General features: G+C 34.1%; 13 protein-coding genes. 11 read left to right on the plus strand and 2 right to left on the minus strand.

Annotated elements, in window-relative coordinates; translation table 11 throughout:
- Positions 1–187: 187 nt before the first annotated feature.
- The 6 genes from copZ to SLH52_RS13605 all read left to right on the plus strand — a co-directional run bounded on the left by copZ (position 188) and on the right by SLH52_RS13605 (position 7,715).
- Complete coding sequence (gene copZ / locus SLH52_RS13580; RefSeq protein WP_214484237.1) at positions 188–394, plus strand: copper chaperone CopZ; 207 nt, start codon at positions 188–190, stop codon at positions 392–394.
- 482 nt (positions 395–876) lie between these two features.
- Positions 877–1,914 carry a F510_1955 family glycosylhydrolase gene (locus SLH52_RS13585; RefSeq protein WP_320209821.1) on the plus strand — a complete coding sequence of 346 codons (1,038 nt, stop codon included), beginning with the start codon at positions 877–879 and terminating at the stop codon, positions 1,912–1,914.
- A gap of 354 nt (positions 1,915–2,268) precedes the next feature.
- Positions 2,269–3,570: a HAMP domain-containing sensor histidine kinase gene (locus SLH52_RS13590; RefSeq protein ID WP_320209822.1), complete on the plus strand. Its 1,302-nt coding sequence runs from the start codon at positions 2,269–2,271 to the stop codon at positions 3,568–3,570.
- 17 nt (positions 3,571–3,587) lie between these two features.
- On the plus strand, positions 3,588–4,253 hold the full coding sequence (locus tag SLH52_RS13595; protein WP_320209823.1) for a response regulator transcription factor: 666 nt from the start codon (positions 3,588–3,590) through the stop codon (positions 4,251–4,253).
- Between the two features lie 422 nt (positions 4,254–4,675).
- Positions 4,676–6,565, plus strand: a complete 1,890-nt coding sequence (locus tag SLH52_RS13600; protein ID WP_320209824.1) for an LTA synthase family protein — start codon at positions 4,676–4,678, stop codon at positions 6,563–6,565.
- 307 nt (positions 6,566–6,872) lie between these two features.
- The gene (locus tag SLH52_RS13605; protein WP_320209825.1) at positions 6,873–7,715 is read left to right on the plus strand and encodes a DegV family protein; all 843 of its coding nucleotides are present in this window, start codon (positions 6,873–6,875) and stop codon (positions 7,713–7,715) included.
- A gap of 306 nt (positions 7,716–8,021) precedes the next feature.
- Here SLH52_RS13605 and SLH52_RS13610 read toward each other — a convergent pair whose 3' ends face one another.
- Positions 8,022–8,258 carry a hypothetical protein gene (locus tag SLH52_RS13610; protein ID WP_320209826.1) on the minus strand — a complete coding sequence of 79 codons (237 nt, stop codon included), beginning with the start codon at positions 8,256–8,258 and terminating at the stop codon, positions 8,022–8,024.
- 56 nt (positions 8,259–8,314) lie between these two features.
- Complete coding sequence (locus SLH52_RS13615) at positions 8,315–8,647, minus strand: hypothetical protein (protein ID WP_320209827.1); 333 nt, start codon at positions 8,645–8,647, stop codon at positions 8,315–8,317.
- Between the two features lie 407 nt (positions 8,648–9,054).
- On the opposite strand from SLH52_RS13615, the gene SLH52_RS13620 reads away from it, so the two are divergent.
- From SLH52_RS13620 to SLH52_RS13640, 5 genes are all read left to right on the plus strand, one after another.
- Positions 9,055–10,671 carry an ATP-binding protein gene (locus SLH52_RS13620; protein WP_320209828.1) on the plus strand — a complete coding sequence of 539 codons (1,617 nt, stop codon included), beginning with the start codon at positions 9,055–9,057 and terminating at the stop codon, positions 10,669–10,671.
- 477 nt (positions 10,672–11,148) lie between these two features.
- Positions 11,149–13,560 carry a hypothetical protein gene (locus SLH52_RS13625; protein WP_320209829.1) on the plus strand — a complete coding sequence of 804 codons (2,412 nt, stop codon included), beginning with the start codon at positions 11,149–11,151 and terminating at the stop codon, positions 13,558–13,560.
- A complete protein-coding gene (locus SLH52_RS13630) occupies positions 13,557–14,489 on the plus strand; it encodes an ABC transporter ATP-binding protein (RefSeq protein WP_320209830.1) in 933 nt (310 codons plus the stop codon). Before SLH52_RS13625 ends, SLH52_RS13630 begins: the two co-directional genes overlap by 4 nt.
- A 2-nt stretch (positions 14,490–14,491) precedes the next feature.
- On the plus strand, positions 14,492–15,343 hold the full coding sequence (locus SLH52_RS13635) for an ABC transporter permease (protein ID WP_320209831.1): 852 nt from the start codon (positions 14,492–14,494) through the stop codon (positions 15,341–15,343).
- Positions 15,344–15,347: 4 nt separating this feature from the next.
- The gene (locus SLH52_RS13640) at positions 15,348–16,964 is read left to right on the plus strand and encodes a hypothetical protein (protein ID WP_320209832.1); all 1,617 of its coding nucleotides are present in this window, start codon (positions 15,348–15,350) and stop codon (positions 16,962–16,964) included.
- Positions 16,965–16,967: the final 3 nt, after the last annotated feature.

Genomic DNA, 16,967 nt, shown 5'->3' on the forward strand with positions numbered 1-16,967 from the left:
CAATTCAGCAGGTATTCCAATTGCAGCCATCGGCTTATTAGCACCTTGGGTAGCTGGAGCAGCAATGGCATTTAGCTCAGTATCAGTTGTGACAAACTCACTTCGTTTGAAGAGAGTAAAAATATAATGATGTTCAAAACGAGACTTTTTGAACATCACTAAAATATTATACTAGGAGTGGATATATATGGTTAAAACAACATTACAAGTATCTGGTATGACATGTGGTCATTGTGAAAAGGCAGTAAAGGGAGCATTATCAGAAGTTAAAGGTGTAGATAATGTGACGGTATTTCTTCAAGACGGTAAAGTTGACGTTGAATATGATGATGCTCAAGTGAAAGTAGCAGCATTGAAAGAAGCAGTTGAAGATCAAGGATACGACGTAGAATAAAGAGATTTATCTTTTGTAATATTTGATGAAAGCATGTTTTTGTATTAATATATACAATTATGAAAGGAGGGTATCATGTTCATTATATGAGCATTTTATCCTCCTTCTTTACTTATATTACTCAACATCTGCACAAAATCTCCTTATTTTCTATTTATAATAAGAAAAGGCTTTTCGCGTACTATTGGTTGTTTAATTATAAAGGCTGTTTTTTTGCATTAATTGTTGCTTTCCGTAATAAGAGAGCTAAACACGTTGGGGTGTTTTTATTCAAAAGACTTTGAATGTCATATAAAACACATCAGTTACTATAACGTAAGTGAAAAAAGACAAAGTTCACGAAAAGACCATTTATAACATGGTGACATACCTTCATCAATTGTGCAACATAACATTTACCTTGTTAATTTTTGTAACGATGGCTGCGAAGTTTCCGATAGGGACCAAGAGAAAATATTGTATTTATAGGAGTGACAATGTATATGAAAAGGAAACTACAAACAATAGCACTGTTAACAGTTACTTCATTATTATTTGGGTGTGGACAGAATGAGAATGAAGCACTACCTAATGACTCAGCACAAAATAATACTGAAATTGCAACAGATAATGATTCGACTGAAGAGAACGAGAAAGATCAGCAAACTGACAAAGCTGAAACATCAAAAAACAAAATAACAGATAACAATTTTTTCGAGCCGTTTAACGGAACATTAGAGCATGTTCACGGTTTAGGATATGCTGGGAATCAAAATGCGATCTATTTTGCAGCACATGATGGGTTGAAAGTGTATGAAGATGGCCAATGGTATAAAACAGTAGCTGAAAATCATGATTATATGGGCTTTAACGCAGTAGATGGAGGTTTTTTCGCTAGTGGACATCCAGCTGGAAATTCAAATCTTGTTAATCCTTTTGGTATTAAGCGTAGCTTAGATAATGGTCAAACATTAGAAACATTAGCTTTAGAAGGAGTTGTTGATTTTCATGTGATGGGTGTAGGATACGAAAGTCAAACAATTTTTGTTGCTAACCCAAAAGCAAACGATTTATTAGAAGAAGCTGGTGAGTTATATGTAAGCGATGACCTAACGGAAAACTGGGAGAAGATAGACGCAGAAGGTTTAAGTAAAGATATTATAAATATTGCTGTCCATCCAACCGATTCAAATAAAGTGGCTATAGCAGCTAAAGAAGGAATCTACCTCTCAACGAATAAAGGTCAGTCATTTGAATTAATTTCAGATAATATGCAAGGTACATCCATCTACATGTCGAAGAAAGCGTTATGGTATGGTGGATATAATGGTGAGCCTCATCTTATTAAGAAATCTTACGATAATGATACGGAAGAAATTATTACGTTGCCTTCCATGGATGAGGATGCAGTCATGTATTTTACTACCAACCCTCAAAATGACAACGAGTTAGCCTTTATAACCTACAACGGGAATGTATTTTATTCCAACGATGGGGCAGAGAATTGGGAGATGTTAGTAAATGAAGGGAAGATTCAATAGCTAATTAATCGGATGAATTGTAACTTTACATACGTGGGCATAAACAGCTTGGCATCTTTTCTTCTGTAACACGATGACAACTGTATATATTTGATTATTGTGGTTCTAGTTTGGTAACAATAGCAACAAAGTTTTGACAAGAGCCAAAATAAAACAGACTGTTATAAGTTCTATGTAAATTTTGTGACGATGCTGAACATTTTACAACGAAATCGTATAAGGGTATTCTATGTTGCGAATGAACTCAAAAATAACAGTCTGTTTCTATTTTCCTGTAAAGGAGCTGGTTTCATCAATAAATTAGCTATAAAATTAGGAGCTCTTTTTTTTATTTTTATATTACTTATAGAGTCTATGATTTTTTTCTTACTATATTTCGGTATAGTGAATGAGCGAATTCAGAGTGAGACAGATGATTTATTTCGCAGAGGTATAAGTCATAGAGATGTGTTAGAAAAAAATATGGATGAGTTAACGATAAAACATGTTGCATTAATGGAGTCGGAGGCTGTTAGTGCAGTAGTCATCACAAATGCTCAGTTTCAAATCTTAGAGCAGTCTGACACAATTAACCCTAAACTAGAAGAGTTGATAAAAAAAAGTAAAGAGCAAATAGTACCTGACGATGGTGAGTTGCTAGAAGAAAAGTGGAAAACAGAAGAGTATCTAGCAACGATTCATCCAGTAGTATTTGACGGACAACGTCAAGGGTATGTATTTATGTTTTCACCTACACAGCCTATAAGGAGTATGATTAACGGTTTAACTTATCAATTTCTCTTTATTGGTATGTTGTCTTTGTTATTATCCATTGCTACAATCTTTTTTCTGTCACGTTTTATAACGAAACCACTAATAGATATGAAGGAAGTGACTGAAAAGATTAGTACTGGACAAAATAACGTATTTTTAAAAACGAATCGAGATGATGAACTAGGTGAATTAGCTAAAGCAATACATGTTCTGTCTAATAGGCTAGAGCGTTTAAAAAAAGAACGAAATGAATTTCTATCAAGTATTTCACATGAACTAAGGACTCCGTTAGCCTATCTTAAAGGCTATGCTGATATTTTACAGCGAACTAATCTCACTTCAAAAGAGCGAAATGATTATTTGAAAATTATTGAGGAGGAAGCCACGCATGTGGTTAGCTTAGTAAAAGATTTATTCGACTTAGCACAAATTGATGAAAATGTATTTAAGATTCAACAACAAGCTGTTCACATTCATCAATTTTTATTGTCTATCGTAGAGAAGTTTAGGCCGGCATACAGTGAAAAAGAAATTCATTTAAAACTTGTTTGCCCAGAAAAAATTACTAATAGCATTGATCCAAACAGATTTGATCAAGTGATAAGCAATTTATTAGATAATGCTTTAAAGCATTCGGCATCTCACTCTACTGTAGAAATTAATGCTAAAAAACAAGACGGCAAACTTACTATTATAGTAAAGGATGAAGGTGAAGGTATACCAGCGAATGAACTGCCTTTCATTTGGGATCGGCTGTATCGAGTAGAGAAATCTAGATCTAGATCAACTGGTGGTACAGGTTTAGGATTGTCGATAGTCAAAGGTATTGTCAATAGTCACGGTGGAGAAATAGACGTACAGAGCAAGATAGGTGAGGGGACTATATTTAAGATTGTGTTATAAGGAGGATGTTTTGACTAATGCCTGTCATTTTACTAGTAGATGATGAACCGAGAATGTTACAGCTACTTAAGTTATACTTGGAGCCAACTGGTTATAGCTGTAAAACCGTTCGCTCAGGCGAAGATGCGATCAACTATTTGGTGCAGCAAAAAGTAGATTTAGTTATCTTAGATATTATGATGCCAGAAATGAATGGGTGGGAAACTGCTGAAGAGATTCGAAGCTTTTCTGATGTGCCTATTATTATGCTCACAGCAAAGGAGCAAAGCTCTGATATTGTAAAAGGGTTAAGAATTGGAGCAGATGACTATATAACAAAGCCATTCGAGGAAACGGTTTTGCTAGCAAGGATCGAAGCCATTTTGCGTAGAACCAGTCCTAATAGCAAGATTGAAGTTGATGGCCTTACATGGGACAAAAGTAATCATCAGTTGACATACGGTAATGAGAGTATTGTGCTTACACCGAAAGAGTTTGATCTGGTTGGGATATTGTTAGTTAACAAAAATGCAGTATTAACACGAGAAAGCCTTTTAGAGCAAGTATGGGAATTTGATTCTGAGACTGAAGATAGGACAGTTGATTCACACATTAGAAACATTAGAGAAAAATGCAAAAAAGCTGGCTTTCCAATCAATGATCATTTACAAACAGTCTGGGGAATCGGCTATAAATGGATGTAAGCTTCACCTTTTTGGTTGCCTCTTTTAATTCATGACTGTTTTCACATTAATGATTATTTTAATACTAATACTTCGCGGTATCTATTCTTCTATATTATGATGCTAATCATATAAGACTTCTTTTTACAGTCGTAATTTCGTAAAAACATTTACAAAGTTTATTTGAAGGACCTAATTCAATGATGTTTACTGCAATTGATAAAAAAATCAAGTGCAGATGATAAATTTGTAACAATAATAGTTAATTTATAAAGTTCATGTTTTCTTCGTGTTGTTAGGAACGATTATTATTTCTTAAGAAATCCTTCATATTTATCTAATCAAAAAGTTAAGATTTGGGTTGTATAGTATGAATCAGAAGAATTATTGTACTTAATGATTCCTTTGAACAAATAATGCTATAAACTATGGAGGAGTAAAACATGAATACATCATCATTGTCTAAGATGTCTTTAATACTTCTAGCAACACTATTATTATGGATTAAAACGTATATTGTCTATAAAACTAGTTTTGATATAAAAATTGAATCCTGGTTACAAGAATTTATTCTTTTTATTAACCCATTAAGCTTTTTACTCGTTCTGTTTGGGATTGCTATGTTTATTAAAGAAAAACATCGTAATAGGTACCTGATCATAACGAGTCTCTTAGTTTCTTTTATTTTATTTGCAAATGTGTTGTATTATCGAGAGTTTACCGATTTTATTACAATACCTTTACTTTTTCAAACTAATAATTTAGCAGATTTAGATAATAGTATTTTTGAGCTACTACATTTTACAGATATATTGATGTTTGTTGATATTGTTGTATTGTATTTCATGATGCGAAATCGTCATAAACTTTCATCACGAACAACTTTTACAAACAGAGAACGTAGAGGCTATTTTTTAGTTGTCACGGTAGTGGTATTTTTTAACTTAGGACTTGCAGAGTCAGAACGTCCGCAGTTGTTAACTCGTACATTTGATCGTGAAATGCTTGTGAAAAATATAGGGTCATACAATTACCACTTATATGATCTTGTGTTAACGTCTAAAACATCAGCCCAAAGAGCACTTGCGGATAGTAGTGAATTTGTTGAAATAGAGAATTTTCTAAATGCGAATTACACAATGCCGGATGAAGACCTTTTCGGTATTGCAAAGAATCGTAATGTCATTATGGTTTCAATGGAATCTTTGCAAAGCTTTGTGATTGATGAAACGATTAATGGGGAAGAAATTACACCGTTTTTGAATGACATCATTGGAGAAAGTTATTATTTTAATAATTTTTATCATCAAACAGGTCAAGGAAAAACATCTGATTCTGAATTTGTAGTTGAAAACTCGTTATACCCTTTAGGTAGAGGTGCTGTGTTTTTCACAAATGCGGAAAATGAGTACCGTGCTACCCCAGAAATCTTAAAAGAAAAAGATTATTATTCTGCAGTGTTTCATGCAAATAATAAGAGCTTTTGGAATCGTGATGTCATGTATCCTAATCTTGGATATGACCGTTACTTTTCATTGGTAGATTACGATGTGAACGAAGATAATTCAATTGGTTGGGGATTAAAAGATATTGAGTTTTTTGATCAATCTGTTGAGAAGCTAAAATCATTACCTCAACCGTTTTATACAAAATTTATTACGTTAACAAATCATTTCCCATTTGAGCTAGATGAAGAAGATAAAATGGTAGATGAATTTACGTCAAACAGTCGCACTCTTAATCGTTATTTCCCAACGGTAAGATATATGGATGAAGCATTGAAAGGCTTTGTAGACCAATTAAAACAAGAAGGTTTATATGATAATTCAATTCTCGTGTTTTATGGTGACCACTATGGTATTTCAGAAAATCATAATAAAGCGATGGGAGAATTTTTACAGGAAGATATCACACCTTTTGATGTCGTACAATTACAAAAGGTTCCATTCATTATTCATATACCAGGTGTGACTGACAACAATCCAGAAGTCATTTCTAAAGTATCAGGTCAACTAGATGTGAAGCCGACACTTCTACATTTATTAGGTGTTGATACGAAGGATGATGTGCACTTCGGATCTGATATTTTCTCAGAAGATAAACTAGATTTTATTGTGCTTAGAGATGGAAGCTTTATCACTGAAGATTATGTATATACAAAATCTACATGCTATGATAAAGAGACAGGGGAAGAGACGGACAGCTCTAAGTGTGAGCCTTATGAAGAAAAAGCAAGGCAGGAGCTAGAGTACTCTGATAACATTGTCTACGGGGATTTATTACGGTTTTATGAAGGAACATCATTAACAAATGGTTTAACTGAGCAAGAGTGAATCAGTTTTATATAAGTTACTACCTATCAGAAATAATTTGTTAAGGACGTGTGCACATTAATTGTTGCTTTTCGAAATATAAGCTAACACGAATATAACTATCGTTCACGGTGTCTTTTCTTCTCTATAGACTATGAAAGTCATATTAAACATATCTGATACTCTAATATAAGTGAAAATAAAGTTTTACGAAAAGAGCCTTAGTTTAAGTCACGCCCTAATTCGACAATTTTTTTAAAAATCCTATCAATCGACCATATTTACAAGTATAATGAAACAGACGTAAAAATGTTGGGAAGTGAAGTTGATGAGAAAAATAAAAATAGTGACTGATTCCACAATTGATGTTTCAGATGAGGTTTTACAAAAGTATGGCATTGAAATGGTACCGTTAATGATCACAATAGAGGGGAAATCTTTTCTTGACAGAATTGACATTTCACCTAGTGAATTTCTAAATAAAATGAAACAAGCTGTCCATCTACCGAAAAGCTCACAGCCATCTACAGGACAATTTGTTGAATTATATGACAGATTAGATGAAGAAGGGTATGATGTGATTTCTATCCATATGACAGGTGGTATGAGTGGTACTGTTGCATCTGCAGAAACTGCTGCAGAAATATCAAAAGCCAATGTGACTGTCGTCGATTCGAGGTTCCTTTCTAAAGCTTTAAGTTTTCAAGTGTTAGAAGCTGCAAAGATGGCTTTAGACGGTAAAAGTGTAGATGATATTGTGAATAGGTTAGCAGAGATTCGTAACAATAGTTTTTTATATCTTACTGTTGATACACTTGAAAATTTAGTAAAGGGTGGCAGAATTGGCAAAGGGAAAGCGTTTATTGGCTCTTTACTGAACATAAAGCCGATATCTTCACTTGAAGGTGGAAGTATTACACCGGTAGGTAAAGTTAGGAGTCAATCGCAAATAGTGAAGTATTTAACTAAACAATTTGTTAAGGATGTTGAGGGCAAAGTCATAAAAGCAGTAGGTATAGCACATGCAGATGCACGTGATCTAGCAGGAAAATTAAAAGAAGCTATTAGTCATGCCTCCGGGTATGAAGAAATTGAAATTGTAGATACAACCCCTGTTATTTCACTCCACACTGGAGCAGGTGCTATGAGTATTATGTATTTTGCTGAGTAAATTAAATGCGTTGATGTAAAAAATTTAAACATTGATAATTCAACAGAGAAATATATTACGTTTTATTCATTGAGTGAATGACTAACAAAACATTGGAAAGACAAATGTGTTAGTACAATTAAGAGAAGTTTACATGAAATTTTATTTAGTTTTGAAATAACTGGGTAATATTTTTAAATAGATTAAACTAATAAGAGGATATGCTGTTCATTATTCGAGCAAATACCCTCTTTTTTTATGCATTTTAGAGCTATTAATCAGACGTTGTTAGTTCTTTTTTTATGTATATATTGGGCATAATGCCCACTATCCTCCAAGCACATAAGCAAATTTTCCGTCGAATGTGAAAGCAATAATAGAAGGGTTGTCTCCAACGAGAATCGTTGCAATGACACTATGGGTTTTCACATCAATGACTGAAATAGTGTTACCACCACCATCAACACCTGAGTTAGTCACATAGGCATGTTTTCCATCGGGTGTAAAAGCAATATTAGATGGCGAACAAATCAAGAATACATAAAATGTAATACACTGTGGCATGATGACATGGAAACGCCCCACTCTTTTGAATAGAGTAGGGCATTTCTTATGTTTGTTTACCCTTTTTGAAATGTAGTTACGTTGATGCATCTGCAATTGAAAGCAAGCGTTACTCCTTGTTGGAGTGGACTACTTGGGATGACATTTAATCTGTACTTATGGCATCCTGTTCCTGGCTCATCACAGACTGTATTATTAGGAGTTAATGTATATTGCTGATTAGCCCTATCATCAGTGACGTTATATATACAAAGAGTTTTTGTAGTACTTTCAGTAATACGTTCTACTATATAAAATAAGTTGGTAGGATTTGGTATATCCTCAACCACATCAACGAGTATATCAACCATTGAATCAACCTTTGCAATCCAATTCTTCTCACTGACCAATATAGTATCTGTTGTTAAAGTTACAAATGTGTAGGTACAGGTATTCCCACCCCATCACCACTAAAAGAGATAGATGTATTTTCACAACGACAAAATAATTCATTGTTTCCTTTTCCTTTACATGGACAATCAGACATCACTAAGTCATTCCTTTCATTAAACTTATTTAGTTTCTCTTATATTTCGTGAATGCTTGATGTCTTAATTGTGCAACTGCCAGTTGTCTACATCTTATCTACATCTTATTTTGGTAATATCAATCTTTATTTTTTATAGTGTCTTTCGGTTTAAGTATTGGTAATTATATTAATTAGGTAGTTTTTTTGTAAATAATAGTATGAAAAAGAGGAATTTATGAGGCAGAAGTTGAAAAAAACTCTATACAATAACTTGTAAAGGATGTCCTGATGATACATAAATTCCATCGATTGAGTTTTTTTAAAAAAACACTAATCTTTTCATCAGTTTTTGTCATTTTTTTAGGGATCGCAACAGCGGTAATCAGCTACCAAATACAGAAAAACGCAACGATACAATTGTTGTCTGAAAGTGCAATAAATTTAACTAATTTATGGAAGGAAATATTGGTACTAGAGGATGTTACTACAATTAAGAGTAACCAAGAGTTAAATTCCCCTTCAAGAACTCACATTATTGACCTCTTAAATCATATTCATGAAAACTATTCCATGTATTCAAGAGCTTATCTGTTAGATTTTGATCGTAACAATAACAATAGCTATCATGTCATTGTAGATTCAGAACATAATATACAGGGTGAACGAGAGCTCGAACATCATATACATAATAATAAGGAATATACGAATGCATTTACCTCAGCAATAGTCGAAAATAAAAGTGCTGCAACAGGCTTATATAAAGATCAAATGGGGTTATGGATCACTGCTTTTACACCAATTGTCGACGATGAGGGGAATATAATTGCTGTGTTAGCTATAGATATAGACGCTACAGAGATTCGAGAGGACTTGAGGAATTTACTTATATCTTTATTTATCAGTTTTGTTATTTTATTTAGTATCATCTTAAAGATTCAGCAGTGGGGTTTTTCAAAGATGATGGATCCTTTAAAACAGCTGTTTGAAGGGGTTTACCAAGTTAGTAGAGGTAATTTTGATGTGAAACTATCATATGTAGATACTTCTGAATTAGGATATTTAAAAGATGAATTTAATAGCATGGTTGGTTATTTACGAACTATATTTGAACGTGTTCAAGTAACAGCAGAGCATTTTGGGAAAAGAAATTATGCTAATCGACAGTTGCATGGGTTTGAAAAAGCGATAGGAGAAATTGATGAAATTATTCATCAAACGAAGCTCCAGAAGGAACTACAAAGAGCTGAAAAAATGAATGCAATTGGTCAAATGGCTGCATCAGTCGCTCATGAAATTAGAAACCCGATGACGGTAGTAAAAGGTTTTCTTCAGATTTTCCTCGCCAATGAAAATATTAAGAGTCAAGAAAGAGAGTTTATCCATTTAATGATAAATGAGTTAAACAGGGCAGAAACGATTATTAATGACTATTTGTCTCTTGCTAAACCAGATGTAGGTGAATGTGAAGAAGTGAATTGTAGTGACATTGTTAAAAATGTTACTGATATTGTGAACTCATATGCTCTAATGAAAAATAATATCTCGATTATAGAACATGTAGAAGAAGGGCTTTACGTAAAAGGAAATAAAGGAGAGCTGAAACAAGTGTTGCTAAATATTATGAAAAATGGCATCGAAGCAATGAAAGCAGAGGGAGAGTTATCAGTCACGTGTGTAAAAGATACTTCATATGTACGGATTGAGATTACCGACTCTGGCATTGGGATGACTCAGGATGAGCTTGATCGCTTAGGCACACCTTTTTATTCGTTGAAAGAAAAGGGCACAGGTATTGGTCTAATGGTATGTTATCAAATTATTGAACAAATGAAAGGGAAAATTATAGTGGAAAGTGTAAAGAATAAAGGGACTACGTTTAGCTTATTTTTACCGATTGTAAACTAATATCGAAAAGTGTAAAAGAATTGCTTCACATAAAAAAATAAAATGAAAGTTACTAGAGTTTATCGGTACGGTAATTTAGCAAACCCCGTCTTGCAATATAGAATGGGGTTATTTGCTGTAATAACAAGGGGTTAATAATACGTATGATTGCATGATGTAAATTATCCCGAATTTGTCTCAGAATGAAACCTCCATCATTTAAAATATATCTTCATAAATTCTTCATTTTTATGTAATCAAAAACTTAAGAATTACCTAGTAACATTAAACACGAAAATATGGAAAAACAGTGGTAGCTATTATATTTATTATGTAACTTTTTGTGCATAGATGTCGTTTAATATTTTGTAGGATTGAAAAAACTTTAGCTATGTACTTCACAAAGATAATGATATTAGATATAATATCACTGTACTATGAGTAGTAATACAGAAAATACAAAAAGAGAACTTAGATTTTGTTAAGGAGAGGGAAGCATTGAAGATGAAGCGATATATATTAGTATTACTATTATTGCTAGTAGGCAGTATCTTATTTACAGAAACAGCTTTAGCCGCTAACAATTTAAAGGTAGATGTTTCTTATGGTTTTGACAAGAAAATTCAAAGGGGACGAGGCTTTCCTGTAACCATTACGTTATCAAACGAAAATGATAAAACCATAAGCGGAGATTTAGTAATCGTATCAGGAACAAACCGTAAAGTCGGTAATACTGTTATCCATGTAGAGCTTGCGAAAGGTGAAACAAAAAAAATTCAAACTTCAGTTTCAGGACTTGAGGAAAATTTAGTACGTATGCAAACCTCAAATAAAGAATCATTAATTAAGTTTTATGAGGGAAGCTGGGAAGATAACAAAGAAATTGAGTTAATTGGTAATAAAAATCTTTCACCGATCAATTTAAATGAAAGTCGTTTAGTTTTAGGTGTGTTATCTGACTCTCCGGACTCACTGAATTTTTTAAAGCTTACAAAGTATAATGGTGAAGTTGTAGAGGTACTGAATATACAACAAGATGAACTACCTAATGAAGCGCTAGGCTTACAAGTGTTTGATGTACTCGTTATTAATGATTATCAAGTGACGTCTTTATCAACACAAAGGCAACAGGCTATAAAAGATTGGGTGAATAGTGGGGGACATTTAATTATTGGGAGTGGACCGAATATAGCCACCCAGCTAGGGGAAGTAGGTAATTTATTACCACTTCAAGTTACGAATGAACAATTTATTGATCAGTTTGCTTTTTTACAGCAATATAGTGGAGATGATTTGCCGACATTAACGAATATTCCTATTATGACTGGAGATTTAGTAGATAAAACGAAGGTAGTATTTTCTGATAACTCGTTACCTATCACTTTAAATAAAGATGTTGGTAGTGGTGAAATAACTCAATTTACTTTTAACATAGGAGCAGAAAGTTTAAGTAATTGGAGTGGATATGCAAATTGGTGGGATGATGTTTTTGCAAAGCTTGTAGAAAAGAATTATGATAAAAACTATTTCCATTATGATTTATCAGAAATTGCAGAAATATTCCATTCATCAGTTATACCGTTAAATCTATTGATACTTACTTTTGCAATCTACTTATTAGTAATCATCCCTGTTCTATATATTATTCTACGAAAAGTTGATCAACGGGAAAAAGCTTGGATTATCATTCCAACAATTTCTATTCTAGTGACTGTGTCAATATTTTTCGTCGGAGCGAAGGATCGTTTAGGTAGTGTAAAAGCAAATGAGGTAAGTATATTAGCTATCGATGAACAAGGTGTTGGTAATGGATTAGGAGTTGTTACATTCTTATCCAACAATGGTGGTGATTATACCCTTACTTCAAAGTCTGAATCGTATCAACCTATTCCAATATTAAACCGTTATTCTGACTCAATTGATGTAATTGAAAATTTTGCTATGGTTGAAAGTAGTCAAGGTAAGACAGCACTTACTTATAATGACGTTGAATATTGGTCTTTACGCTCAGCGACGGGAAATATCACAAATGAGCCTATAGGCAAAATTGATGTGAAGCTTCAAGTAGAAAATGGGAAATTAGTAGGGTCATTAAACAACCAATTAGATTTGGATTTGCAGGAAGTGTATTTAGTCGCTGGTAGCCATGCTTATGATCTAGGAAATATTAAGCGAGGTACCACAACGGATATATCACTGGATATAAAATCAAATAATTTGGCTAACATAGTAGCTGGTCCAACACATTCTGCTGCATTGTCTGCCTTTCCAGGAATGGACGTTTGGGGTGGGCAAATAGAAAAGAATGATTTAGAAAATTGGAGAAAATATCGTTTATTATCAACAGCCATAAGTGATAGATACTCTTTAGGAAAACATAATCAGCCTCTTCTAGTCGCTTTTACAAACGATTCAATTACTGATATATCAATAAAGGATAAAAAAACAGTTAATAATGCATTGAACCTATTAATGCAAAATGTAGAAATAAATACTGTAGGTGTAGGAGAATTTTTGCTACCTGAAGGAACTATTATACCAAGTGTCTCAGTTGAGGAGGGACAAAATGGTCGAGTAGTTGACAATGGCTTGGAGTACGGTGAAGACTGGATTTATATGGAGAAAGGTAAATATTTGATATCTTATCAAATTCCTTCATCCATAACAGCAAAAGATTCATCACTTTCCAATTTGAAAATTAGCTTAAATCGTGAAGCAGCTGGATCATATAGCTTATTGAATAACGTTACGGGTGAATCGGTTGAATTGTCGGGTAAACAGCTCTTTAACTTTAAAGAAAATGTCAATGAGTTTGTTAATGAAAATGGCATAATTACTATAAAATTAGAAGTATCGGACCATCAAGATATTCGTGTGCCTACTATTTCAGTTGAGGGGGAAATCAAATGATAGAAACAATTAACTTAACGAAAAGATATGGTTCCTTTACCGCACTTGATTCATTAAACCTCAATGTAAAAGAAGGTAGTGTGTTTGGCTTTGTAGGCCACAACGGTGCTGGTAAATCAACTACTTTTTCGATTTTGGCAACATTAATGGCACCAACGTCTGGAACAGCATATGTAAACGGTTATGACGTGACGAAGGAGCCAAAAAATGTTAGAAAGTCAATAGGGTATATGCCAGACTTTTTTGGGGTCTATGATCAATTCAAAACAATCGAATATTTACATTTTTATGGTGTTAGTTATGGTATTCCAGAACGTGAAAGAAACGTGCTCATACCACAGCTATTAGAACTGGTCAATTTATCACATAAAAAGGATTCGTATGTGGATGTGCTATCAAGAGGGATGAAACAAAGGCTTTGCCTCGCCCGAGCTTTAATTCATGATCCTAAATTGCTAATTTTGGATGAACCTGCATCAGGGTTAGACCCCCGTGCAAGAATTGAAATGCGTGAGATTTTAAAAGAGCTAAAGAACATGGGTAAAACGATTATTATTTCTTCTCACATTTTACCAGAGCTTGCTGAGATGTGTGATGAAATTGGAGTAATTGACAGTGGGAAGCTTGTAGCGACAGGGTCAGTGGCTGAAATACAAAAACAATTACAAGCAAATAAAGTAATCAATGTAAAATTAGTTGATGATATGGCAAAAGCTTATACGTTTTTTGAAGACCAACAGTTTGTTACAAATCTTCATAGGAACGAAAGGTTTGAAAATGTGTTATCATTTGCCTTTTCAGGGGATGATCAGGAACAAACGAACTTATTAAAAAAAGCGTTGTCTGAGAACCTTCTTATTCTTTCATTTAGTGAAGAAGATTCGAACCTGGAAGATATATTCCTAGAAATTACGAGAGAGGTAGAGTGACAATGAGAAGCCTATTAATCAATCCAGTGTTAAATAAGGAAATTAAACTCCGTTTCCGCTCATTTAAAAGCTTCCTTGGCATTTTATTCTATCTGTTAGTTTTAGGAGGGATTGCTCTAGGATATATTTATTTAGATAGTTCAAACTCTCCAGGCGGAATTGTTAAACCGAATGAAAGTCAAGAAATGTTTATGATCATCTCAGTTCTACAATTGGGGCTCATATTATTTATGACCCCCGGGTTAACGGCAGGTACCATTAGTGGTGAACGTGAAAGACAAACATTAAACATTCTGTTAACGACACAGCAATCTTCAACAAGCATTATCGTTAGTAAGCTAGTTTCTTCATTAGCATACTTGTTCTTAATCATATTTTCATCACTGCCATTATATAGTATCGTGTTCCTATTTGGTGGGGTGTCACCGAACACGTTACTATCAGTATTTGTCATTTATTTACTAACGATAGTAACTGTAGGGAGTATAGGTATTTTATGTTCTACACTTATTCGCAAAACAATCGTATCAATGATTGTTACGTATGGTGTTATGTTATTTCTTACAGCTGGTACAGCAGCGATTATGTTATTTTCTTTTCAAATGACTGGATATTCATATAATGCCAATCCTCAACCAACAAATGTTGTTGCATATATATGTGGAATGTTTAACCCATTTGCGGTGATCCTTGCTGAACTTGAACCGAACGCAGCGAATGAATTTGCTGATATGACAAATATTGATTTTTCATTATTTTTTAGTTTTACATTTTCCTATTTAATCATTACTGTTATATGTTTACTAATCAGCATTAAGAAGCTTCGCCCAAAAATGAAACCGAAGAGAGGGTGATAAAGTGGAAGAAAAACAGAAGTTCTTTTCTTTTCTCAAAGTTCTTAAAAAGAAATTGCTCAAGGAACATGTGAGTACCAACCTTCATTATATGTTTGTCGCGGTAGCTAGTATATTCTTTTTCCTAGCTATCGCATCGAGGTTTATCATAATACTTCACCCTATAATGATCGCTTTGGCCATAAGTGTTGTTGCTATCATAACATCAGTTATATTAACTGTTAAAAACAGACCTAAAGATCAAGTTGCAGCAGAACTTTATGATGAATATGTCGGTGAAGATCGTGTGCAAACAGCCTTGTCGTATATAAATGATGAATCGATTATTAGTCAATTGCAACGACGTGATACTTTATCACATATGAAAAAGGAACATCAACAAGTAGAAACGAGGAAACTGTCTTTATTTCATGGCAAGAAGATTGTTATTTCGGTAATGTTGGCGGTATGTACTACATTATCACTCATGTTTCCTAATGATGTCATGGAGAGTGCAAAGCTTGAACAGATCGATAAGCAAATAACTAAAGAAACAAAAAAAGAGATTGAAAAAATCAACAAGCCAGATGATAAAAAGTTAGCAAAAGACGTTGATGATCTAAAAAAACAACTGTCAACTCCGAAAGATAGTAAGGAATTGCTAGCTGATTTACAGGCCCAGGAAGCAAAGCTAGCGAATAAGAAAGAAAAAGCCTTAAAGCAACAGCAGTTATTACAAAAGATTCAACAAAATATAAATCAATCTAGCTTGAACCAATTGTCTGCTGCTATTTCTGAGCAAAATCAACAAAAATTACAAGAAGCGCTTGAAAAGTTAAAGAAGGACCTTAACGGGTTACCTAAAAATGATAGAGAAGCAATAGAATCTGTGCTTGCAGAAACTAGTGGGCAACAGCCAGACTTGGAACAGCTTTCGGCAGAACAACTAAATGAATTATTGGCAAACCTTGAACAGCAATTAAATGATGCATTTGCTGAAGCTAACTCACTGCAAGAGCTTGATGAGCTACAACAACACCTACAACAGACGTCAGCATCACTACAACAGCAAATGGCTAATGCTGGTTTAGGGACACCTTCACAACTGGCCTTACAACAAAATAACAGTGCTTCAACGACAGCAACAAATAGCCAAAGTGGAACGAACAGTAGCAACCAATCACAATCAGGTAATAATCAAGGGAACGGCTCGGGATCAGGTTCAGGCTCAGGCTCAGGTTCAGGCTCAGGTTCAGGCTCAGGTTCAGGCTCAGGTTCAGGCTCAGGCTCAGGTTCGGGATCAGGTTCAGGCTCAGGTTCAGGTTCAGGCTCAGGTGGAACAGGCTCAGGTGCAGGTGGATCTGGAGCTGGATTTGGTCAAGGATCTCGTGAACTAACAATACCTGAGTATTTGAACAGTACTAATACGATTGAGAATGACTTTAGCGAATTAGGTAAAGGTAGTAGTGAACAGTCTGAGGGTCAGGGCCCAATTTTAAATGGTACGTTACGTCCGTATGAGGAAGTGTATGGAGAATATGCACAAGCATATAGAGAGAGTATTGATCGCTCAGATTTACCATCGTATTTAGAAGAAGTTGTGAAGGATTATTTCACAGAAATAGATCCAGGGGGGGAGTAAAAT

The sequence above is a fragment of the Cytobacillus sp. IB215665 genome, assembly GCF_033963835.1.
Taxonomy (GTDB): Bacteria; Bacillota; Bacilli; order Bacillales; family SM2101; genus Nanhaiella.